Consider the following 23,024-nt stretch of genomic DNA (forward strand, 5'->3'; position numbering starts at 1 on the left):
TATGCGCCCTCCCGGCGGTTGCCCGCCAGGCCGGGTTCGCGCGGGTGGACCGCATCCGGGTGCCGCCGGGGATGAAGGCGCCGCGCGGACCGGATAGCCTACAGGTCATGAACCCCCCATTGGTGGACGACTCCCTCGCCGCACTCCTGGGCCTGGTCGGGCTCGCGCTCGGGCTCGCGGTCTACGTCTGGATGGCGCTGGCGCTGTCGGCGATGTTCCGCAAGATGGGCGAGGAGCCCTGGAAGGGCTGGGTGCCCTTGCTCAACCAGGCGACCGTGCTGACGTGGGGCGGATTCAACCCCTGGCTGATCCTGCTGGGCCTGATCCCGGTCGTCGGGCCGATCATCGTCCTGGTGCTGCTGATCGTCTCGGCCCACCGCATCAACCCCGGATTCGGCTACGGCGGCGGCATGACCGTGCTCGCCGCGCTGCTGTTCGTGATCTGGGCGAGCATCCTAGGGTTCGGCCCCGCGCGGTGGCTCGGCGCGCGCGCGGCATCGTGGACGCCGGCGCCCGCCAAGGCCCCGGGCGCGAGCGGACCGGCGACGGTCGGCGCGGCGCCGAGCGAGACGCCGCGTGAGGCGCCGCGCGCACCCGCCGTCGGCGGGCCGGCGCCGTACGCAGCGCTGTCCGGCATCCCTCCCGTGCCGCCCCTCCCGCCGTTGCCGGCCCCTCCGGCCGGGCTCGTTCCGCCCCCGACCTCCCCGCCGCCTGCCGCGCCGCCCGCGGCGAGCCCCGCGGCCTCCGCGTCGATGGATGCCGCGCCGCCCGCACCCGCCCCGTCGGGGCTCGACGCGTTCGCGCCGCCCGTGGTCGAGGCGCTCCCCGACTGGACGCCGCCCGGGATCGCCCCCGCCGCGCCGTTCGCCCCGCCCCGCGGCGCCGCCCCGGCGGGCTGGGGCGAGGCGCCCGCGGATGCGCCCCTCACGCAGCCTCCGCGCGCCTACCCGGGCCCGGCGGTGCCGGGCGACGACGAGCGGTGGCCCTCCGAGATCGACGACGTGTCGGCCATCGCGCCCTCGCAGTTCACGCCGAGCTCGGCGGCGGGGCGCGCGTACATCGTGCCGCCCGTGCTCGACGACGACGAGCCGATCGACCACGTGCCCGGGCGTCGCGCCACCGCCGAGCCTCCGGCGCCGGTGGTCGCAGCGCCCGAACTGGCCGCAGCGCCCGACGTTGCCGCAGCGCCCGACGTTGCCGTGACGCCACCCCCGGCACGTCGTCGTGCCGTGGCGCCGATCGACCCCGACGCGTTCCCGGAGATGTCCGGCGAGGTGTCCGCCGTGATCGGATCGCCGGCCGCCGGCGCGCCGCGCTCGGCGCTGAGCTCGGTGTCGGCGCAGCAGCGCCGGTTCGACGCGCCCGACGACACGATCCGCAAAGTCGTCGACGACCCGGACGACCTCGACCGCACGGTCATCACCCGGCGCGCGAAGAAGCCGACGTGGCAGCTGGTGCCGGAATCGGGCACGCCGGTTCCGCTGACCTCGGATGTCGTGATCCTCGGGCGGCGGCCGTCGGGCGACGCGACCTTCCCCGCCGCGCAGCTCGTCGCCGTGCCGGGCGCGGCGCGCACCGTGTCCAAGACGCACGCGCGGCTCGAGCTGCAGGGCGGCGCGTGGACGGTCACCGACCTCGGCTCGACCAACGGCGTGCTCGTGCGCACCCTCATGGGCGACGAGGTCGAGGTCGAACCCGGCGGGGGGCTCGAGGTGGGGGAGCACTTCTTCCTCGGCGACGAGGAGTTCCACCTCCAGCGCATCCCGGACTGAGCTTCCGGGGCCGAGTACATCCCAGGGGCCGCTGGCTGCGGCTCCCGTGTCCCTTGTTGCCCCTTGCTCACGCGTGAGCCCACAACGAGTGCCCGGGAAGTGGATGCCGGGCCGCGCCCACGCGATGACCTGGCACGTGTTGTCCCCTCCTCACGCGTGAACCCACAACGAGTGCCAGGCACGTGACGAGGTGGCGGCTCACCCCTCCCAGCCGTGCCGGCGCAGCACTGCGCGGACAAGGGGCACCGCCTGACCCCGCCGCACGCGCCGGCCGGTGACGCGCACGACCTCCCACCCGGCGGCGGCGTAGGCTGCGTGCTTGGTGAGGTCGCGCTCCCATTGATCATCGCTCGTGCGGTGCTGCTGACCCTCGACCTCCACGAGCACGCGGAACTCGGGGTACGCCGCATCCGCGATCCCGAGGAGCCGCCCGCCGGCATCACGGATCTCCACATCGAGTTGAGGTTCGGGCAGTCCGGCATCCTGCGCGTCGACGCGGAAGTCCGTCTCCATGACCGACATGCTCCCGACCCGGATGTAACGCAGGGCGTGTTCGAGCACGTGCCGTGCTCGTCGTCGCGGCGCTTCGGCCGCGGCCTGCAGCTGCCCGATCGTCGCCAATTGCGCATGCGGCAGGGGCGCTCCGCCGTCGCCGCGGGGAATCCGGACCAGCGCGTCGCCGAGCCGGATCAGCGCACGTAGGCCCAGCTCTTCGGCGAGCCCCGCCCAGACACTCGCGGGACTGGCGACGGGCAGTCCGCCCACGTGCCGCAGCGTCGTCAGCCCCGGAACGGACTGCACTCCGCGCACTCCGCGGCAGCGCGGCGCGCGGTGCGGTGCGAAGACGGCGACCATGAGGGGTCCGTCGCCGGAGTCGTCGTCGAACAGTCGATCGTAGATGGCCACTGCCGTGCGCCCCAGGTAAAAAGCGTGGGGTCGCCGGATCTCCTCGTACGCCGCGACCTTGCGCATGACCCTCGCTCGCACGAGGCGGTCGCGCGCCAGCGGAGAGTCATCCACGGATGCCGCCGGCTCCGTGCGCCGCATCCGCACTCCGCGGTGCGGGGCCTCGAGGTCCTTGGCGCGCAGACGGCCGGCGGAGACGCCCGCCTGGCGCGCCTCGCCGACGCCGAAAGCTGCTCCCAAGGTGTTCGGCAGGGGGGTGGCAGGCATGGGCATGAGTCACACCATGGACCCGTTCGCCGGCCCGTGGGAGCAGAACTGCGCGATCGGTGGACAGTTTCGCGATGTGCCGCCCTGTGGAGGAGGTTGCGAACCGGTGGCTGGCGGCGGCATCCCTCACCCTTCCCTTGGCAGTTGTTGTCCTTTGCGCGCGTGGGAACCCGCCTGCAGTGCCAGGCAAACGGATGCCGCCGCTCGCCGACGGCGAAGACTTGGCAGTTGTTGCCCCTTGTCCAGGTGTGAACCCGCAACCAGTGCCGTGTCAACGCGGGCGGGGGACGGCGCCCTTCGCTCCGCACGCTCCGGCATCTACGGGCGTTTGCCCACGTTCGTCATACGGCGTAGTATTGGCAGGGTGTGCGCTTTCGCGCGCCGTCGTGCGTGCCTCGGCACCGGGGCGGCGGGCAGGAGCGGCACCGAAGGGACCGACCTGCGAACAGGTCACCCCCACGGCATATCCACCACCGCAGCACACCGGAAACCGGCGTGCGGTGGATCTGTGGTGAAACCACCATCGCTGTCACCGTGCAGCAACCCTGCGCACCTGCCACACAGGAGCGCAGCCCGACAAGGAGAGAACGTGCCAACCATTCAGCAGTTGGTTCGCAAGGGTCGTTCGCCCAAGGTCAGCAAGACCAAGGCGCCCGCCCTGAAGGCGAACCCGCAGCAGGCGGGTGTCTGCACCCGCGTTTACACGACCACGCCCAAGAAGCCGAACTCGGCCATGCGCAAGGTCGCCCGTGTCAAGCTCCGCAACGGCACCGAGGTCACCGCCTACATCCCCGGCGAGGGTCACAACCTGCAGGAGCACTCGCTCGTGCTCGTCCGCGGCGGCCGTGTGAAGGATCTTCCCGGCGTCCGCTACAAGATCGTCCGTGGCGCCCTGGACACCCAGGCCGTCAAGAACCGCAAGCAGGCCCGTAGCCGCTACGGCGCGAAGAAGGGTTAAGCACAATGCCTCGCAAGGGACCCGCACCCCGCCGCGTCGTCGTCAACGACCCGGTCTACGGTGCTCCGATCGTCACCCAGCTGGTGAACAAGATCCTCGTCGACGGCAAGAAGTCGCTCGCCGAGTCGATCGTCTACGACGCCCTCAAGGGCGTCGAGGCCAAGAACGGCCAGGATGCCGTCGCCACCCTCAAGAAGGCGCTCGACAACGTGCGCCCCACCCTCGAGGTCAAGAGCCGCCGCGTCGGCGGCTCGACCTACCAGGTGCCCGTCGAGGTCAAGCCGCACCGCGCGAACACGCTCGCGCTGCGCTGGCTCGTCTCGTACGCGAAGGGCCGTCGTGAGAAGACGATGACCGAGCGCCTGCAGAACGAGATCCTGGATGCCTCCAACGGCCTGGGCGCCGCGGTCAAGCGCCGTGAAGACACCCACAAGATGGCCGAGAGCAACCGCGCCTTCGCGCACTACCGCTGGTAACAGCGCTCGCCGCGGCGTTTCGTCTCGCTTCGCTCGCTCAACGACCAGGACGCCATCCGGTCGTTGAGCGAGCGGCGAAGCCGCGAGACGAAACGCCCGCACCCGAACGAAACAGATAAGGACACCCCGTGGCACAAGAAGTGCTCACCGACCTCAACAAGGTCCGCAACATCGGCATCATGGCGCACATCGATGCCGGCAAGACGACGACGACCGAGCGCATCCTGTTCTACACGGGCGTCAACCACAAGCTGGGCGAGACCCACGACGGCGCCTCGACCACCGACTGGATGGAGCAGGAGAAGGAGCGCGGCATCACGATCACGTCCGCCGCCGTGACCTGCTTCTGGAACAAGCACCAGATCAACATCATCGACACCCCCGGCCACGTGGACTTCACGGTCGAGGTCGAGCGTTCGCTGCGCGTGCTCGACGGCGCCGTCGCCGTCTTCGACGGCAAGGAGGGTGTCGAGCCCCAGTCCGAGACGGTGTGGCGTCAGGCCGACAAGTACGACGTGCCGCGCATCTGCTTCGTCAACAAGATGGACAAGCTGGGCGCCGACTTCTACTTCACGGTCGACACGATCGTGAACCGCCTCGGCGCCACGCCGCTCGTGCTGCAGCTGCCGATCGGTGCCGAGAACGACTTCGTCGGTGTCATCGACCTCGTCGAGATGCGTGCCCTGGTGTGGCCCGGCGACGCCAAGGGCGACGTGACGATGGGGGCGAAGTACGAGGTGCAGGAGATCCCGGCCGACCTCGCCGACCGCGCCGCCGAGTACCGCGAGAAGCTGCTCGAGACCGTCGCCGAGTCCGACGAGCACCTGCTGGAGAAGTATTTCGGCGGCGAAGAGCTCACGATCGACGAGATCAAGGGCGCGATCCGTAAGCTCACCGTCTCGGGCGAGCTGTACCCCGTGCTGTGCGGCTCGGCGTTCAAGAACCGCGGTGTGCAGCCGATGCTGGATGCCGTCGTCGACTACCTGCCCTCGCCCCTGGACGTGCCCGCCATCGAGGCGCACGACCCGAAGGACGAAGAGAAGATCATCGAGCGTCACCCCGACGCGAGCGACCCGTTCGCGGCCCTCGCGTTCAAGGTCGCGGTGCACCCCTTCTTCGGTCGCCTGACCTACATCCGCGTCTACTCGGGTCACCTCGACTCGGGCGCGCAGGTCATCAACTCGACCAAGGGCAAGAAGGAGCGCATCGGGAAGATCTTCCAGATGCACGCCAACAAGGAGAACCCGGTCGACTCGGTCACCGCGGGCAACATCTACGCCGTCATCGGCCTCAAGGACACCACCACCGGTGACACCCTGGCCGACCCGAACGAGCCCGTCGTCCTCGAGTCGATGACCTTCCCCGAGCCCGTCATCGAGGTCGCCATCGAGCCGAAGACCAAGGCCGACCAGGAGAAGCTGGGCACCGCGATCCAGAAGCTCGCCGAAGAGGACCCGACCTTCCGCACCGAGCTCAACCCCGAGACCGGCCAGACCGTCATCAAGGGCATGGGAGAGCTGCACCTCGACATCCTCGTCGACCGCATGAAGCGCGAGTTCAAGGTCGAGGCGAACGTCGGCAAGCCCCAGGTGGCGTACCGCGAGACGATCAAGAAGGCCGTCGAGCGTCACGACTACACGCACAAGAAGCAGACCGGTGGTTCGGGTCAGTTCGCGAAGATCCAGTTCGCGCTCGAGCCGCTCGAGGTCACGGCCGACAAGACGTACGAGTTCGAGAACAAGGTCACCGGTGGCCGCATCCCGCGCGAGTACATCGAGCCGACCAACCAGGGCTTCCAGGACGCGATGAACGTCGGCGTGCTCGCCGGCTACCCCATCGTGGGCGTGAAGGCGATTCTGCTCGACGGTGCCTCGCACGACGTCGACTCGTCCGAGATGGCGTTCAAGATCGCCGGTTCCATGGGCTTCAAGGAGGCCGTCCGCAAGGCGAGCCCCGCGATCCTCGAGCCGCTCATGGCCGTCGAGGTGCGCACGCCCGAGGAGTACATGGGCGACGTCATCGGCGACCTGAACTCGCGTCGTGGCCAGATCCAGTCGATGGAGGACGGTTCGGGCATCAAGATCGTCCGCGCCCTCGTTCCGCTGTCGGAGATGTTCGGCTACATCGGCGACCTGCGCTCGAAGACCTCGGGCCGCGCGGTCTACTCGATGGAGTTCGACTCGTACGCCGAGGTTCCCCGGGCCGTCGCCGACGAGATCGTCCAGAAGAACAAGGGCGAGTAAACTCCGCCGGTCGTTGAGCGAGGCCCGCAGGGCCGAGACGAAACGCAGGCGTCACACAACTTCATACCCATAAACTAGAAACATCCCCGTAGAGCACCGGTCGCAATCCAGCGCCCGGAACCTCTACACGAATGTCCTGAGGAGGACCCAGTGGCCAAGGCCAAGTTCGAGCGGACCAAGCCGCACGTCAACATCGGAACGATCGGTCACGTCGACCACGGCAAGACCACGCTCACCGCTGCCATCTCGAAGGTGCTCGCCGACAAGTACCCGTCGGCGACCAACGTGCAGCGTGACTTCGCGTCGATCGACTCGGCGCCCGAAGAGCGTCAGCGTGGTATCACGATCAACATCTCGCACGTCGAGTACGAGACCCCGAAGCGCCACTACGCGCACGTCGACGCCCCGGGTCACGCCGACTACATCAAGAACATGATCACCGGTGCCGCTCAGATGGACGGCGCGATCCTCGTGGTCGCCGCCACCGACGGCCCGATGGCGCAGACGCGCGAGCACGTGCTGCTGGCCAAGCAGGTCGGTGTGCCGTACCTGCTGGTCGCGCTGAACAAGAGCGACATGGTCGACGACGAGGAGATCCTGGAGCTCGTCGAGCTCGAGGTTCGCGAGCTGCTGTCGAGCCAGGACTTCGACGGTGACAACGCCCCCGTCGTGCGCGTCTCGGGCCTGAAGGCTCTCGAGGGCGACGAGCAGTGGACGCAGTCGATCGTCGAGCTCATGGAGGCCGTCGACGAGTCGATCCCCGACCCGGTGCGTGACAAGGACAAGCCGTTCCTCATGCCCATCGAGGATGTCTTCACCATCACCGGCCGTGGCACGGTCGTCACGGGCCGCGCCGAGCGCGGCACGCTGGCCATCAACTCCGAGGTCGAGATCGTCGGCATCCGCCCGACGCAGAAGACGATCGTCACGGGTATCGAGATGTTCCACAAGCAGCTCGACGAGGCCTGGGCCGGCGAGAACTGTGGTCTGCTCCTGCGCGGCACCAAGCGTGACGACGTCGAGCGCGGCCAGGTCGTCGTCAAGCCCGGTTCGGTCACCCCGCACACCAACTTCGAGGGCACGGCGTACATCCTGTCCAAGGAGGAGGGCGGCCGCCACAACCCGTTCTTCACGAACTACCGTCCGCAGTTCTACTTCCGCACCACCGACGTCACCGGCGTCATCACGCTGCCCGAGGGCACCGAGATGGTCATGCCCGGCGACACCACGGAGATGACGGTCGAGCTCATCCAGCCGATCGCCATGGAAGAGGGTCTCGGCTTCGCGATCCGCGAGGGTGGCCGCACCGTCGGTGCCGGCACCGTCACCAAGATCCTGAAGTAATCCGCTTCACTCGAAAGGCCCCCGGGAGCATCCGCTCCCGGGGGTCTTTCGCCGTATCGGGGATAAGGTCCTTCTCTCAACGCAGCCTCAAGATTCGTCAAGTCACCACAACTGCCGAGTTTTCTAGATGAGAATGTTCTCATCTAGACGAACTTCGACCCCCCGCGGAGCGTTCGGACCGATACCCCCCATCCCCCATCCCGAGCGCGTCCCCCGGCGCCCCTCGGCCCCAGCGAAAGCAAGAGAGCATCATGAACAAGATCACCAAGGGCACCATCGCCGCCGGCGCTGCCGTGCTCCTCCTCCTCGGCGCGGGCGGTTCGCTCGCGTACTGGAACGACGAGGCCGACATCGCCGGCCACAGCATCCAGACCGGCGTGCTCCAGCTCGAAGCCGACGCCTCCGCCGGCGTCTGGTCGCCGGCGCTGTCGCTCTGGGTTCCCGGCGATCACTCGACCTACACGGCGAACCTTGTCCTCACCGCGACCGGTGACAACATGCAGGGCACCATCGCCCTCGACGAGGACTCGATCGTCGTTCCCGACCAGTTCGAGGTGACGATCGGCCACGGCACGCTGCCGAGCGGCGTCACGTTCGACGCGGCGACCAACGCGTTCACCTTCGACGGCACCTTCGCCGCCGCGACCATTCCGGTGACCGTGACCGTCGCGTTCCCGTACCTGGAGACCGCGGCGCAGAACGATTCGCAGGACATCGAGGTCGACCTCTCCGGCATCGCCTTCGTGGCGACGCAGACCGCCGCTTCCGGCGCGGTCACCACCCCGTAACCCCGCACACCCCGGAAAACCCCGTCGAGACGAGCGTCAGCAATGCCCGAGTCACACCGCCAGACCCCGCCGCGCACTCCGCGCGACGGGGTGCGGCGCGTGCGCGGCATGTCGCTGACCGCCCTGGCCGGCCTCGGCCTCTTCGTGCTCGCGCTGTCGGGCGTCGGCGGCAGCTACGCGATGTGGAACGACGTCGAGTCCGTGGATGCCGGGACCATCGTCGCCGGTGACGCAGCGCTCGCGGCGCAGTGGGCGTCCGGTCACACCGACACCGCCTGGGCGAACCTCCTGCCCGGCGAGTCGGTGCGCCAACCCCTCACCCTCACCAACACCGGTGCCGCACCGCTGGAGCTGTCCGCGACCGTCGCCGTCGCGGGCGGTTTCGAGATCCGCCTCGCGGCGGGCACCTGCCCCGACGCGCCCCTTGACGGGGCGGCGGCGACCGGTGCCCCGCAGGCGCTCGGGGTCACGCTGACGAGTTCGGCCTCGACGACGGTGTGCCTCGAGGTCCGCGCGACGACCGCGGCGACTCCGGGGCAGACCCTCACCTTCACGGCGCAGTTCGACGGGAAGCAGGTGCCGCGATGACCCGGTGGTCGTGGCGGATGTCGGTCCTCGCCGGAGCCGTGGCCGTCCTCACCCTCGCCGGGGGAGGGGGCGCGGCCGCCTATTGGAGTGCGCAGGCGCAGGTCGAGGCGACCGCCGCCGCGGCCTCGACCGGACTGGTCCAGACGGTGCAGTCCACGCCGCTCACCGTGACCTACAGCTCGTCCCTGCGGGTTGCCGCCGGCGCGGTGACCGTCCAGAACACCGGCAGCCGCGGTGCGGCCTACTCGTTGTCGCTCTCCGCGGCCTCGGCGACCAGCGCCGGCCTGCCCGGCGCCATCACGGTGGCCGCAGCCGTCGTGGCAAGCGCCGCGGCCTGCACGACGACGGCGACCCTGAGCGGGGCGCAGACCGGCACCGCCTCGTCGTTCACGGCCACCGGCACGGTCGCCGCGGGGGCGAGCGTGGTCGTGTGCCTGCAGACGTCGATGACCGCGGCGGACGTGACGACCTACGGCGGCGCCTCGGCGAGCCTCAGTGTGCGCACCGGCCTGGAGTACGCGGCGGCCGATGCCTGGCGCGTCAGCGGCGCGGCGGTCACCTTCACCCAGCAGGTGGCGCAGTCCCAGTTCGTGCCGGACGGCACGGCGATGACGTGCAACGACAACAACGGCTGGAACCTCGATCTCTGGTTCACGGAGGCCACGCCGACCAGCGGCATCTCCTACCGCTTCTTCCTCGCGCGGGAGAGCACGCCCACGACCCGCGTGGCCTACAGCCCGGCGACCGACCCGAACCCGTGGTGGACCGCTGTGCAGGTCGCCCCGGGCAACGCGAGCCTGCAGAGCTACCTCAGTTCGGCGAACGGGGCGATGGGCAACACGTGGCTGTTCGTCGAACGGTCGACCGCCGGTTCGGGCGGCCCCTGGACGCAGATCGCGTACGGCAAGTTCCGTACGGCGACCTTGGCCGAGGGGTTGCGCACGTGGTGCGGGTGGCAATGATGACGAGCACCGCGGCCGGCCCCATCCGCAGCGTCGCCGGCGCCGTTGCGCACGGCCTCAGTATCGGCGTGCTGCTGATCGTGTTCGGCCTCGGCCTGCTCGTGGTCGCCCTCCCCGGGGTCGTCGGCGGGATGCCGCTGACGATCCTGACCGGTTCGATGTCGCCGGGGCTGCCCCCGGGCTCGCTCGTCGTCGTCAAGCCGGTGGCGACGGAGGACATCGCGGTGGGAGATGTCATCACCTTCCAGCTGGAATCGGGCAAGCCGACCCTCGTCACCCATCGGGTGGCCGCCAAGGTCGTCGACACGACCGGGGCGACCCGCTTCGTCACGAAGGGCGACGCGAACGCGTCGGCCGACGCCGACGAGGTGCTCCCGGTGCAGGTGCGCGGCACCGTGTGGTACGCACTGCCGTATCTCGGCTGGGTGGCCACAGCGGTCACCGGCGAGCACCGCATGATCGTCATCACCCTCACGGTCGTCGTGCTCTTCGGGTACGCGACGTGGACATTCGGGTCGGCGCTGGTCGAGAGACGGCGCCGCGGGGCCACGCGGGAGCAGATTTATCTCAAGGGCCGCCCGGGTCTCCCTCAAGTCGCTCAAGAATCCAAGAGGCGGGGATGAAAATGTTCTCATATAGAGAGCCGATGCCGGGCGGTGCGCTGACGCCCGCAGCGTCCTCGCCGCAGCCGGAACCCGATTCCCGCCGCGTGATTCCGGAGGAAACCATGTCTACGTGTGACGCGCGCGCCGCCGATGACGTCGTCGGTGCCCCCGCGTCCGTGGCCGTTTCCCGCAGTGGTCTCCGCGCGGGGAACACCGCTAGAGTTACCGGGACGATCGGGGTGCCCCAGAGCCCGTACTCGGGCGGCGTCGTCGAGCGATCGCCGCAACACCGGGGCCGACTCTGTGGGATCATCCGTGCGACGAGCCAGGGGGAACCAGCGCATGTCGGGTAGGGCGAGCAGCGGCGGCGTGCTGCGCCGCGCCGTGCACCGTGCCCTCGTGGGTGCGCTGTGCGGAGCCCTGCTGTTCGCCGGCCTCCCCGCGACGATGAGCTTCGCGGACGACGGCGTGGCTCCCGAGGCGACGACCACGACGGACGAAAGCGGCGTGGCCGCCGCGGACGCGCTCGTGGCTTCGGCTGCCACGGATGTCTCCGCGGCTCCGACCGCACCGGCTGGTGCGGACGCCGCCGCATCCCCGACGATCGCCAGCGACCTCGAAGACTACCCGCCGGGCGGCACCGTCACCCTCACCGGAACCGGGTGGCAGCCCGGCGAGACCGTCACGATCGTGGTGAACGACACCGATGGGGCCACCTGGTCTCTCACCCAGGACGTGGTCGCCGCCGCAGACGGCACCCTCGCCCTGGTCTTCACGCTGCCGAACTACTACGTGCCGAACTACGACGTGACCGCAACGGGCGCGCTCTCGGGCACCGCGACGACGACCTTCACGGATGCAGCCACCGGAGCGTGGCAGTACTGGATGACCGAGTCCGCGCCGTCATCGGGCTCATCGGTGGCGGCCAGTGGCACCGTGACGTACACGTTGAACGCTCGCTGCGGGGGCACGAACACCGCTTCGTGCTCGGTCACGGGGGCCGTTGTGACGTTGACCCTGACGGGTGGTGCCACGTTCAACTCGCTCAGTCTGCCGACCGGCGTCGTCCTCAGCAACGGCAACAAGACCGCCACATGGACCCTCGGAACCCTCAACCGAACCGGACTGTCCGTGTCGGTCACGGCCACGGTCGATGCGAGCGCGACCGTCGGCAGCACCGTTGCCGCGACCATCGGCGACAACAACGACTCCAACGGAAGCCTCCGGACCGGCACAGGCTACTACGAGAGCAGATCGGTCGTCGTCGCGGCCACGGCGCTGTCCTGCACGCAGGGCACCTTCTACACGGTCTCCAACGACGGCCGGCTCTACGAGGTGACGAGCCCCGGGGTGACGCCGAACGCGACGACGACGCTGATCGGAACCAGCAGCCCGGTGTGGAGCTACACGGGAGTCAATGGTCTCGCCATCGCGCCCGGTGGAACGATGGCGTACGCGTTCTATCGCCACGCGACGAATCAGGTCGACATCCTCGGATACAACCCGACCACCGGCGTGGGCTCCACGCTCGTGAGCAACTACAGCATCGTGCCGGCGACGACGGACAACATGGTGGCCGGTGCGGTCAACCCCGTGAACGGGTACTACTACTTCGGCGGCTACACGAGCGCTGTCAACCGCTTCTACGTCTGGGTCTTCAACCCCGCGAACAACAGCATCACCCTCCGCGGCTACATCGTGCCGAACGGTGCGACGACATCGGGCAACAGCGACATCCTCTTCGACAACCAGGGCAACCTGTACCTGTCCTACAGCAACTCGGGAACCTCGGCAGTCCACGAGCTGGTGACGGTCACCGCGGCGAACCTCGCCGCGGGCACTTCCGGCTCGACCAATCAGCTCGAAACGAACTCGACGGCTCTGACGCTCACCACCCCGACGACGACGTACAACGGCATCGCGTTCGACAGTTCGGGGCGCCTGTTCGCCCAGGATGCGACCTCCGGGAGCAGCACGACGTACGTGCGCACGATCGACCCGGGCACCGGTGCGACGCTCGGCGGGCCCACGACCCTGACGTTGAGCGGCGCGACGACGGGCAACCCCGGCACCGACCTCGCCAGCTGCCTCTACCCGGGCACGGTCTCGGTGCGCAAGAACCTGCCCGACGGGCGCGTGGCGGCCGGCAACCAGTTCGCCCTGTCCATCACCCGAGGAACCACGACGCAGGCCACCGCCACGACGACGGGCACGGCGACCGGCATCCAGTCTCAGATAGCCGGTCCCGCGATCGGCGTCGCGAACGCCACGTACACGATCGCGGAGGCCGCGTCCGGGACCACCGTGCTCGGCAACTACGTATCGACGTATGTGTGCGTCGATGGGGCGTCGAACGTCGTCGCGACGGGCACCGGCACGACGCTGAGTTACACGTTCCCCACGCCATCAGGGCAGGCATCGGCCGGGCCCGACATCGTGTGCACGTTCACGAACACTCCCATCGCCCCGGCCACGGTGACGATCAGCAAGACGGTCCAGGACGTGAACGGGCTGAACCCACAGGCCGGTGTCGGGTGGACCGTGGGGGCCGCGCTGGGTACGGGCAGCACCACCGGTACGACGATCACGACGCCGGCAACCGCGACAACGGGCGCGACCGGTGCGGTGGCGACGCCGTGGTCGATCACCTTCCCGAGCAGCTCGGCGACGGCGAACGTCGTGATCTCGGAGACTCAGCAGACCGGGTACGCCTTCGTCAGCGGCGTCTGCACCATCACGCCGCTGTCCGGCAGCGCGACCACCGTGAACCTGGCCAGCGCGAGCGGCACCCTCACCGGCGTCACGCCCGGTGCGACCGTCTCGTGCGTGTTCACCAACAAGCAGCAGCCCGGCAGCGCGGTGTGGCAGAAGACGGACGCCACGACCGGTTCGGCGTTGGCCGGCTCGACCTGGACGCTCACCGGCCCGGAAGTGCCGGCGAACACGGTCGTGAGCGACTGCACGGCGTCGCCCTGTACGACCGGCCTCTACCTCGACGCCGATCCGGCGGCGGGCGCGTTCCAGCTCACCGGCCTGGCGTGGGGCAGCTACACGCTGCAGGAGCAGTCGGCGCCCACCGGGTACGAACTCAGCACGACGCAGCACACGTTCACGATCTCGGCGACCTCGCTCACTCCCACCGTCAGCGGCTCACCGTTCGCCAACACCCGCATCCTGGGCGCGGTCACGTGGCAGAAGGTGGATGCCGTGACTCCTGCGACCTCTCTTGCGGGGTCCGAGTGGAAGATCGTCGGGCCGGCTCCGGCCACGACGGAGCTGGCCGTCGTCGACTGCGTGGCGGCCTCCGCGGCGGGTTGCACCGGAGTCGACAAGGACAACCGGGCGGGCTACTTCAGCGTGACCGGCTTGGCGTGGGGCAGCTACTCGCTCGTCGAGACCAAGGCCCCGGCGGGATACGTGCTCGACCCGACCCCCCGCACCTTCGCCATCGCGGCGGTCGCTCTGACCGCGTCGGTCGGGCAGATCGTGAACGTGCAGCAGGACGTGCCGCTGCTTCCGCTCACCGGCGGCCTCGGACGCGATTGGTTCCTGTTCGGCGGCAGCGGCGCCCTGATCGCTGCTCTCGGCATCCTCTTCTGGCGTAGGAGGCAGTCACGAATATCGCCATGACACCGCACAACGCATCGCTTCACAGACAACACAGCAACGACGCGACCCCCCTTACGCGTCACATCGAAAGGAAAAGCACGAAAATGACCAACAACTCACATGTCAAGGGCAGGCGTGCGCTGGCCCTTGCCGGCGTCATCGCCCTCGCCGGGGCAGGTGTGCTGGGATCGGCCGTCGCGGCGAACGCGGCGCCCGATTTCGGCAACATCGACGACGACGCCACGGGCTCGATCATCATCCACAAGCACGAGTACCAGACCGGAACGAGCGTCACCGCCAACCCTGACGGCACGACCTCCATCCCTTCTGCTCCCGTTGCCGGTGTGACGTTCACCGCCTACCAGCTGCTGCAGAACGGCACTGCCGTGGATCTCACCGACCCCGCCGCGTGGACGACGCTCAGCGCACTGTCGGTGAACACGGCGTGCACCGCCGTCACCGGCGGCACCGGATACACGATCGGCGCGCAGGTGGGCCAGGGAACGACCGACGCCAGCGGCCTCACGACGATCACCCCGACGAACCTCAGCGCCTACGTCGTGTGTGAGACCGCGGCGCCCGCCTCCGTCACCTCCGCTGCGGCCCCGTTCATCGTGACCGTCCCGACGCCCTACCAGGACGGCTGGGTGTACAACGTGAACGTCTACCCGAAGAACTCGGTGACGTCGATCTCGAAGTCGATCAGCGCGCAGACGGGCCTCGGTCTCGGCAGCGCCGTGGCGTTCCCCGTGACGGTGCGCATCCCCTCCACGGGGGGCGCCGACTTCACGAGCTTCGACATCGTCGACACGCTCGACTCGCGGCTGACGCCGACGGGCGTGTCGAGTGTGACGGTCGGTGGCACTGCCGTCGATCCCACGTACTACACCGTGACCACCAGCGGACAGACCGTCACCGTCGCGTTCAACATCGCGCTGCCCGCCGTGCAGACCTTCCTCAAGGCGAACGCGCTGAGCAGTGTCGTGGCGACCTTCACCGGCACCGTGCAGTCGGTCGGCGACGGCTCCATCCCCAACACGGCCACGGCGTACATCAATGCGCCCGGGCACGCGACCGGGACGGGCATCACGTCGAACCAGGTGACGACCACCTGGGGTGACGCGACGCTGCTGAAGACCGACAGCGCCACGACCGCCACGGTGCTCGCCGGAGCGGTGTTCGAGGTCTACGCCGCCGTGACGCCGTACCCGGCGTCGGCGACGGACTGCTCCACGGCCGTCGCCACCGGCTCCGCGCTCAGCGTGGGCGGCCAGACGACGTTCACGTCGAACGACTCGGGCGTCGTCACGATCCCCGGCCTGTTCGTCAGCGACAGCGTGAACGCCGCCCAGAACAGCACGTTCCGCTGCTACGTCGTCGTGGAGACGCAGGCGCCTGCCGGTTTCGTGACGCCTGACTCGTCGAACAACGCTCACGGCATCGCCGTGACGGCCGGAGCGAACGCGGCGGATAGCTACAACGCCACGGTCGTCAACGTCCAGGCGGATGTTCCCGACCTCCCGCTGACCGGTGCGAACGGCCAGATCGCCATGGTCATCGGCGGTGTCGGTCTGCTGGCCGTCGCCGGTGGTCTGCTGATCGCCCGCCGTCGCGCAGGCGCGAAGCGCTGATAGCGTGACACGGCCGACGGCGCCGGATGCCTCTGCGTCCGGCGCCGTCGTCGTGCCCGACCGGCATCCATCGTCGAGGAATCAGTCGAAGTGACAGACGCAGACCCACGAGCCACCCCCCGGTGGCGGCCCGGCGCGCTGTCGTGGGCGGTCGTGGTCGTGGCGTTCATCGGGATGCTGGTCCTGATGTACCCGACGGTGGCGAGCTGGTTGTCGTCGCAGAACCAGTCGCTGCTGATCCGTGAGTACACCGACGAGATCGACGCGGTCGAGCCGTCGGCGACCGAACAGCTGCGCCTGGCGCACGAGTACAACGACGCGCTGAGCTCGGGCGTCCGCCTCGACGCGAACGCCCACGTGCCGGTCGGCGACGGCGTCTCGTCGGACGACTCGCTGGACTACTGGTCGATCCTGAGCGTCGGGACCGACGCGCCGATGGCGCGTATCCGCATCCCCGCGATCGATGTCGATCTGCCGATCTACCATGGCACCGCGGACGACACGCTCCTGCGCGGGGCGGGCCACCTGGAAGGGTCGCACCTGCCGGTCGGAGGGCCGTCCACGCACGCGGTCATCACCGCCCATCGCGGACTGGCGAACGCCACGATGTTCAGCGACCTCGACGAGGTCGTCGTGGGGGACACGTTCACGATCGAGGTGTTCGGAGAGGTGCTGACGTACCGAGTGCGCGAGAAGCGCGTCGTCGAGCCGGAGGACACCGACACGCTGCGCCCGGTCGAGGGAGAGGATCTCGTGACGCTCGTCACCTGCACCCCGCTCGGGATCAACTCTCACCGCATTCTCGTCACCGGCGAGCGGGTCACGCCGACGCCGGTCGAGGATGTCGAGGCCGCCGGAGATCCGCCGGACATCCCCGGGTTCCCGTGGTGGGCCGTCGTCCTCGGCGCGGGGACGTTCGCGCTTGCCGTGTTCCTCTGGCGCAGTGGATACACCGATGCCCGCGCACGCGCACGCCGACTCGACGCCGCGGCGACCGACGCGGTCGAGTGACGGGCACCTCTTTCGCTTTTGCGGCCGCGCAATAATGATGAGTGTGCGTGGGTACGCCACGCACTGACTGCGCGGAAAGGCAGAGCATATGGGTTTCGATGACATCGTCAACAAGGGCAAGGAGCTCTTCGAAGACGCCAAGGACAAGGTCGAGGGCGGATTCGAGGCCGCCAAGGACAAGGCCGAGGAGGTCTTCGGCAGCGACAAGGTCGAGGAGGTCAGCGACCAGGTTCTCGACGCCGCGGCCGGTGCGGCCAAGAAGGTGGCGCCCGACGCCGCCGAGCAGATCGACAGCGTCCGCGACCAGGTCGACGGCGCGATCGGCAGCTGACCGCCGCGCGACCGTTTGGGGGGCGGATGCCGCGGCCAGCGGCATCCGCCCCCTTCGCTGTCCGCCCCCTTCGCTGTCCGCCCCCTTCGCTGTCCGCCCCCTTCGCTGTCCGCCCCCTTCGCTGTCCGCCCCCTTCGCTGTCCGCCCCCTTCGCTGTCCGGCGCCGCCGCGCCCCGCTACGCACACCTGTCACCTTCCGGGCCTATCGCCGCAGATGGGCCCGGATCTTGCCAGCTCGACCGAGCAGCCGCGCGCAGACCTGTCACATTGTGGGCGCATCTGCCCGCATAACGCCGGATGCCGCCAGGTCCGTCCGCCGTCCAATGCCCGCCGCCCGTCGTCCGCCGCCCGTCGTCCACGCGTCGATCTGTCGCAATTCGGGCCGATGGGCATGTGTCAGCCCGGATGCTGCCAGATCTGTCCGCCGTCCACGCGTCGACTTGCCACAATTCGGGCTGATCGGCAGGTGTCGGCCCGGATGCTGCCAGATCTGTCCGCCGTCCACGCGTCGACTTGTCGCAATTCGGGCCGATGGGCACGTGTCGGCCCGGATGCCGCCAAGTCTGCGGTCGCCGACCGCGCGCCGCGGGTCAGCGCACGCGGAACCCGCGCGCCGTGAGTGCCCGTGCGACCCGACCTACGGCTGCGGACTCGTCGGGGTAGAGCTCTGAGCGCGTGACCTCCACCGGCATCCAGTCGGCCTCGCGCAGACGCTCGCGCCGGGTGATGTCGGTGCTCCACGCGCGCGGCGACAGGCGGTGATAGTCGCCGTGGTACTCGACGACGACCTTCAGTTCGGGAAACACGAGGTCCCCGATGCCGATCAGCTCTCCAGACGCGTCGTGGATCGGCACATCGAAGAGCGGCTCGGGCAGCCCGGCCGCGACGAGCGCAAGCCAGAGGTGCACCTCCGCGCGACTGCGCGCCCCGGGGCGGATCGCCGTCAGCGCCTGGCGCGCCGTCGCGATTCCGGGCCGAGGGCCCGCGGCGACGGCGGCCTGCAGTGACTCGAGGGTTGTCAGCGGCGCACCGATGTCGCGACCGCCCGGCCCGCGCGGCTGTGTGATCATCATCGAGCCGACCGCAATGAGATCCCGCGGCGCAAGAGTCGGTGCGAGCGTGACCCAGGTGGATGCCGGGGAGATCACCCGCAGCCCGCTCGTCTCGCGCACCGACGCGAGGTGCTCGGCGAACTGCCGGCCACGCACGCCGGCGGCGCGCGGTGCGCGGTGCGGCGCGAAGACGCCGACCTCGAGAACCGGGGCGGCGACCGGCAGCATCCCGCACCAGATCACCAGCGCGGACAAACCGGCGAAGAACCGCTCCGGTGCCATCCGCTTCGCGTACGCGTCGATGCGATGACGGTGCTCGAGTGCGGCGACGTCGAGGATGCCGTCATGCTCCGGCGCCTGGAACGGCCATGAGCGCACACCCCAGAAGGGCGCGTTGAGGTCGCGGGCGCGAAGCCGGTCGGCAGACACGCCCGCAGCGCGGGCTCGCTCGACGCAGAAGGCGGAACCGAGCTCAGCAGGTAGAGCGGTGAACGGGCGGGACATCCCGCCACCATGGCACTTCGCGCGAGTCCATGGGTGCCGAAGTGCCGGATCTGTGGACAGATCCGCGAAATCGCCTCCTGGGGAGGAGGTTACGCACGCCGCCGCGCCGTCGCGCAGACCTGGCGCGTTTCGGTGTCATCGACGATGGTGGGCCCGGATGCTGCCAGGTGCGGATCGGTGCGGCGCGGGGAGTTGGCGGTATCCGGGGTGATGGGGCGGGATAGGCCCGGATGGTGCCAGGTGTGCGCGCGCCGCTGCGCCGTCGCGCGAACCTGGCGCGTTTGGGTGTTATTGGCGATGGTGGGCCCGGGTGCTGCCAGGTGTGCGTCGGGGTGGCGCGGGGTGTTGGCGGTATTCGGGGTGATGGGGCGGGGTGGGCCCGGATGGTGCCAGGTGTGTGCGCGCCGCCGCGCCGTCGCGCGAGCCTGGCGCGTTTGGGTGTTATCGACGATGGTGGGCCCGGATGCTGCCAGGTGCGGATCGGGGTGGCGCGGGGTGTTGGCGGTATCCGGGGTGATGGGGCGGGGTGGGCCCGGATGGTGCCAGGTGTGTGCGCGCCGCCGCGCCGTCGCGCGAGCCTGGCGCGTTTGGGTGTTATCGACGATGGTGGGCCCGGATGCTGCCAGGTGCGGATCGGGGTGGCGCGGGGAGTTGGCGGTATCCGGGGTGATGGGGCGGGGTGGGTCCGGATGGTGCCAGGTATGCGTTGGAGTGCGCGGGGCGCAGGCGGCGCGCAGGCCGCGCGCAGGCCACGCGCAGGCCACGCGCCGGGCGCGAAGCGGCAAGCCGCCGGGCGCGAAGCGGCAACCGGAGGGCGCGACACGCCCGGGTTTGCGACACGCCCGGGCGACACGTAGACTAGTCAGGTTCCACATTCCTGTGCGCGCGCCAGCGCGACGCGGGATCACTGCCAGGGCAGTGCATAGACCGGCGCAAGCTCGGAGTCTAGGCCGCGGGCAGCAGAACAACGACAACCCGACTCCACCTGGAAACAGGTTCGTGCGCGTGCGTGCGGGGGCCGGGACTGACATCAGAACAGCGGTGCAGCATCCCGCGCGCAACAGCGTGCGAGGAAGAAGTGCCAGGCGCCACCAGCGCCGTGTGCGTCCAATGCCCCCTGGGAGACCAGGGCAGGTACGACGCGAGAAAGAGAGTGAGCAGACAATGGCGGGACAGAAGATCCGCATTCGCCTGAAGTCGTATGACCACGAGGTCATCGACACGTCGGCGCGCAAGATCGTCGACACCGTGACCCGTGCGGGCGCGACTGTCGTGGGCCCCGTGCCCCTTCCGACCGAGAAGAACGTCGTGTGCGTCATCCGGTCGCCCCACAAGTACAAGGACAGCCGCGAGCACTTCGAGATGCGCACCCACAAGCGTCTGATCGACATCATCGACCCGACGCCCAAGGCCGTCGACTCGCTGATGCGCCTTGACCTGCCGGCCGACGTCAACATCGAGATCAAGCTCTGAGGACGACGGACATGGCACACATCAACGACAAGGTTTCCAAGGGCCTGCTCGGCACGAAGCTGGGCATGACCCAGGTCTGGGACGAGAACGGCAAGATCGTTCCCGTCACCGTCATCGAGGTCGCCCCCAACGTGGTGACCCAGGTGCGCACGCCCGAGCGCGACGGCTACAACGCCGTGCAGATCGCTTACGGCCAGATCGACCCCCGCAAGGTCAACAAGCCCCTGACGGCCCACTTCGAGGCCGCGGGCGTGACCCCGCGCCGCCACCTCACCGAGGTGCGCACGGCGGATGCCGCTGACTACTCACTCGGTCAGGAGCTCACCGTGGACGGCACCTTCGAGGCCGGCCAGCTGGTCGACGTCGTCGGCACCAGCAAGGGCAAGGGCACCGCGGGTGTCATGAAGCGCCACAACTTCAAGGGCGTGAGCGCGAGCCACGGTGCGCACCGCAACCACCGCAAGCCCGGTTCGATCGGCGCGTCGTCGACCCCGAGCCGCGTCTTCAAGGGCATGCGCATGGCCGGCCGTATGGGTGGCGAGCGCGTGACCGTCCTCAACCTCACGGTGCACGCCGTGGATGCCGAGAAGGGTCTGCTGCTCGTCAAGGGCGCCGTCCCCGGTGCCCGTGGCCGCATCGTCTACGTCCGCAACGCAGTGAAGGGTGCCTGAGGTCCATGACTGACACGACACTCGACGTCCACGGCGCGAACGGGAAGAAGGCCGGTTCGGTCGACCTCCCCTCGGCGCTGTTCGACGTCAAGACGAACATCCCGCTGATCCACCAGGTCGTCGTCGCGCAGCTCGCGGCGGCACGCCAGGGCACCCACTCGACCAAGCGTCGCGGTGAGGTCTCGGGCGCCGGCCGCAAGCCCTTCAAGCAGAAGGGCACGGGTAACGCCCGCCAGGGTTCGATCCGCGCTCCCCACATGACCGGTGGTGGCATCGTCCACGGACCGAAGCCGCGCGACTACGCGCAGCGCACCCCCAAGAAGATGATCGCCGCCGCCCTGCTGGGCGCGCTGAGCGATCGCGCTCGCGGTGGCCGCCTGCACCTGGTCGACTCGTTCGGCATCGAGGGCGCCCCGTCGACCAAGACCGCGGCATCCGTGCTCAGCGGCCTCGGTGCGACCAAGAACGTGCTCGTCGTCATCGACGCGAGCGACGAGCTGACGGTCAAGAGCGTGCGCAACCTCGCGTACGTGCACGTGCTGCCCTTCGGCCAGCTGAACGCCTACGACGTGCTCGTCTCCGACGACATCGTCTTCACCAAGGCCGCCTACGACGCGTTCGTCGCGTCCAAGAGCGCCACCACCGAGGAGGTCTCGGCATGAGCGCCGTCGCCCTGAACAAGGATCCGCGCGACATCATCCTGCGCCCGGTCGTCTCGGAGAAGAGCTACTCGCTCATCGACGAGGGCAAGTACACGTTCCTCGTGGACCCGCGCGCCTCGAAGACCGAGATCAAGCTCGCCATCGAGAAGATCTTCGGCGTCAAGGTCGCCGCGGTCAACACGCTCAACCGCGCGGGCAAGGCCCGTCGCACCCGGTTCGGCACCGGCAAGCGCAAGGACACCAAGCGCGCCATCGTCACGCTGCGCTCGGGCACCATCGACATCTTCACGGCCGTCGGCTGACAGTCGGGATAGAGGACTAGAGAACATGGCTATTCGCAAGTACAAGCCCACGACCCCGGGTCGTCGCGGTTCGTCGGTGGCCGACTTCGCCGAGATCACCCGATCGACGCCCGAGAAGTCGCTCCTTCGCCCGCTGTCGAAGACCGGTGGCCGCAACAACCAGGGCCGCATCACGACGCGTCACATCGGTGGCGGTCACAAGCGCCAGTATCGCGTGATCGACTTCCGTCGAGGCGACAAGGACGGCGTCAACGCCAAGGTCGCGCACATCGAGTACGACCCGAACCGCACCGCGCGCATCGCGCTGCTGCACTACTTCGACGGCGAGAAGCGCTACATCCTGGCGCCGAACAAGCTGTCGCAGGGCGACATCGTCGAGTCGGGTCCGTCGGCCGACATCAAGCCCGGCAACAACCTGCCGCTGAAGAACATCCCCACCGGTACCGTGATCCACGCGATCGAGCTCCGCCCCGGCGGCGGCGCGAAGCTGGCCCGCTCGGCGGGTGCGTCGGTTCGCCTCGTCGCGAAGGATGGCCCCTACGCCCAGCTGCGTCTGCCCTCGGGCGAGATCCGCAACGTCGACGCGCGCTGCCGTGCGACGATCGGCGAGGTCGGCAACGCCGAGCAGTCGAACATCAACTGGGGCAAGGCCGGCCGCAAGCGCTGGAAGGGCGTGCGCCCGACCGTCCGCGGTGTCGCGATGAACCCGGTCGACCACCCGCACGGTGGTGGTGAGGGCAAGACCTCCGGTGGTCGTCACCCCGTCTCTCCTTGGGGCCAGGCTGAGGGTCGCACCCGCCACGCCAACAAGGAAAGCGACAAGTACATCGTCCGTCGTCGCAACGCCGGCAAGAAGCGCAAGTAGGAGT

At 69.2% G+C, this 23,024-nt stretch carries 20 protein-coding genes; 18 read left to right on the top strand and 2 right to left on the bottom strand.

Translation table 11 applies throughout. The annotated features are described in order from the left end of the window. Positions 1-107: 107 nt before the first annotated feature. On the top strand, positions 108-1,772 hold the full coding sequence (locus QM720_RS07040; protein WP_415125421.1) for a DUF5684 domain-containing protein: 1,665 nt from the start codon (positions 108-110) through the stop codon (positions 1,770-1,772). A gap of 198 nt (positions 1,773-1,970) precedes the next feature. On the opposite strand, the gene QM720_RS07045 is transcribed toward QM720_RS07040, so the two are convergent. Further along, a complete protein-coding gene (locus QM720_RS07045) occupies positions 1,971-2,945 on the bottom strand; it encodes a hypothetical protein (RefSeq protein ID WP_415125422.1) in 975 nt (324 codons plus the stop codon). Positions 2,946-3,534: 589 nt separating this feature from the next. On the opposite strand from QM720_RS07045, the gene rpsL reads away from it, so the two are divergent. The 12 genes from rpsL to QM720_RS07105 all read left to right on the top strand — a co-directional run bounded on the left by rpsL (position 3,535) and on the right by QM720_RS07105 (position 17,491). After that, entirely contained in the window at positions 3,535-3,903 is a 369-nt protein-coding gene (gene rpsL / locus QM720_RS07050; RefSeq protein WP_018171438.1) for a 30S ribosomal protein S12, read from the top strand. Between the two features lie 5 nt (positions 3,904-3,908). Further along, positions 3,909-4,379, top strand: a complete 471-nt coding sequence (gene rpsG / locus QM720_RS07055; protein ID WP_415125423.1) for a 30S ribosomal protein S7 — start codon at positions 3,909-3,911, stop codon at positions 4,377-4,379. 128 nt (positions 4,380-4,507) lie between these two features. Beyond that, a complete protein-coding gene (fusA, locus tag QM720_RS07060; RefSeq protein ID WP_415125424.1) occupies positions 4,508-6,622 on the top strand; it encodes an elongation factor G in 2,115 nt (704 codons plus the stop codon). Between the two features lie 150 nt (positions 6,623-6,772). After that, positions 6,773-7,966, top strand: coding sequence for an elongation factor Tu (tuf, locus tag QM720_RS07065; RefSeq protein ID WP_415125425.1), 1,194 nt, complete (start codon positions 6,773-6,775; stop codon positions 7,964-7,966). Between the two features lie 251 nt (positions 7,967-8,217). Further along, a complete protein-coding gene (locus tag QM720_RS07070; protein ID WP_415125426.1) occupies positions 8,218-8,754 on the top strand; it encodes an alternate-type signal peptide domain-containing protein in 537 nt (178 codons plus the stop codon). Positions 8,755-8,796: 42 nt separating this feature from the next. Continuing rightward, positions 8,797-9,342: a SipW-dependent-type signal peptide-containing protein gene (locus QM720_RS07075; RefSeq protein WP_415125427.1), complete on the top strand. Its 546-nt coding sequence runs from the start codon at positions 8,797-8,799 to the stop codon at positions 9,340-9,342. Beyond that, complete coding sequence (locus QM720_RS07080) at positions 9,339-10,304, top strand: hypothetical protein (RefSeq protein ID WP_415125428.1); 966 nt, start codon at positions 9,339-9,341, stop codon at positions 10,302-10,304. The genes QM720_RS07075 and QM720_RS07080 overlap by 4 nt, the downstream gene beginning before the upstream one ends. Beyond that, complete coding sequence (locus tag QM720_RS07085) at positions 10,304-10,927, top strand: signal peptidase I (RefSeq protein ID WP_415125429.1); 624 nt, start codon at positions 10,304-10,306, stop codon at positions 10,925-10,927. The genes QM720_RS07080 and QM720_RS07085 overlap by 1 nt, the downstream gene beginning before the upstream one ends. Positions 10,928-11,251: 324 nt before the next feature. After that, positions 11,252-14,539, top strand: a complete 3,288-nt coding sequence (locus QM720_RS07090; RefSeq protein WP_415125430.1) for a SpaA isopeptide-forming pilin-related protein — start codon at positions 11,252-11,254, stop codon at positions 14,537-14,539. 83 nt (positions 14,540-14,622) lie between these two features. After that, positions 14,623-16,149, top strand: coding sequence for a SpaH/EbpB family LPXTG-anchored major pilin (locus QM720_RS07095; protein ID WP_415125431.1), 1,527 nt, complete (start codon positions 14,623-14,625; stop codon positions 16,147-16,149). A 90-nt stretch (positions 16,150-16,239) separates the two neighbouring features. Beyond that, on the top strand, positions 16,240-17,160 hold the full coding sequence (locus QM720_RS07100) for a class C sortase (protein WP_415125432.1): 921 nt from the start codon (positions 16,240-16,242) through the stop codon (positions 17,158-17,160). A gap of 88 nt (positions 17,161-17,248) precedes the next feature. Further along, positions 17,249-17,491 (top strand): hypothetical protein, encoded by a 243-nt coding sequence (locus QM720_RS07105; RefSeq protein WP_415125433.1) that lies wholly within the window; start codon positions 17,249-17,251, stop codon positions 17,489-17,491. Positions 17,492-18,081: 590 nt separating this feature from the next. Here the strand turns inward: QM720_RS07105 and QM720_RS07110 are convergent. Next, positions 18,082-18,972, bottom strand: coding sequence for a hypothetical protein (locus QM720_RS07110; protein ID WP_415125434.1), 891 nt, complete (start codon positions 18,970-18,972; stop codon positions 18,082-18,084). Positions 18,973-20,211: 1,239 nt separating this feature from the next. Here QM720_RS07110 and rpsJ point away from each other — a divergent pair. The 5 genes from rpsJ to rplB are packed head-to-tail and all read left to right on the top strand — an operon-like array spanning position 20,212 to position 23,020. Next, entirely contained in the window at positions 20,212-20,520 is a 309-nt protein-coding gene (gene rpsJ / locus QM720_RS07115; RefSeq protein WP_005050520.1) for a 30S ribosomal protein S10, read from the top strand. Positions 20,521-20,531: 11 nt separating this feature from the next. Continuing rightward, positions 20,532-21,191, top strand: coding sequence for a 50S ribosomal protein L3 (rplC, locus tag QM720_RS07120; protein WP_415125435.1), 660 nt, complete (start codon positions 20,532-20,534; stop codon positions 21,189-21,191). Positions 21,192-21,196: 5 nt separating this feature from the next. After that, the gene (gene rplD / locus QM720_RS07125) at positions 21,197-21,853 is read left to right on the top strand and encodes a 50S ribosomal protein L4 (RefSeq protein ID WP_415125436.1); all 657 of its coding nucleotides are present in this window, start codon (positions 21,197-21,199) and stop codon (positions 21,851-21,853) included. Next, positions 21,850-22,155 (top strand): 50S ribosomal protein L23, encoded by a 306-nt coding sequence (rplW, locus tag QM720_RS07130; RefSeq protein WP_415125437.1) that lies wholly within the window; start codon positions 21,850-21,852, stop codon positions 22,153-22,155. The genes rplD and rplW overlap by 4 nt, the downstream gene beginning before the upstream one ends. 25 nt (positions 22,156-22,180) lie before the next feature. Next, complete coding sequence (gene rplB, locus QM720_RS07135) at positions 22,181-23,020, top strand: 50S ribosomal protein L2 (protein WP_415125438.1); 840 nt, start codon at positions 22,181-22,183, stop codon at positions 23,018-23,020. Positions 23,021-23,024: the final 4 nt, after the last annotated feature.

The sequence above is a fragment of the Microbacterium sp. genome (assembly GCF_047602155.1).
Classification (GTDB): domain Bacteria; phylum Actinomycetota; class Actinomycetes; order Actinomycetales; family Microbacteriaceae; genus Microbacterium.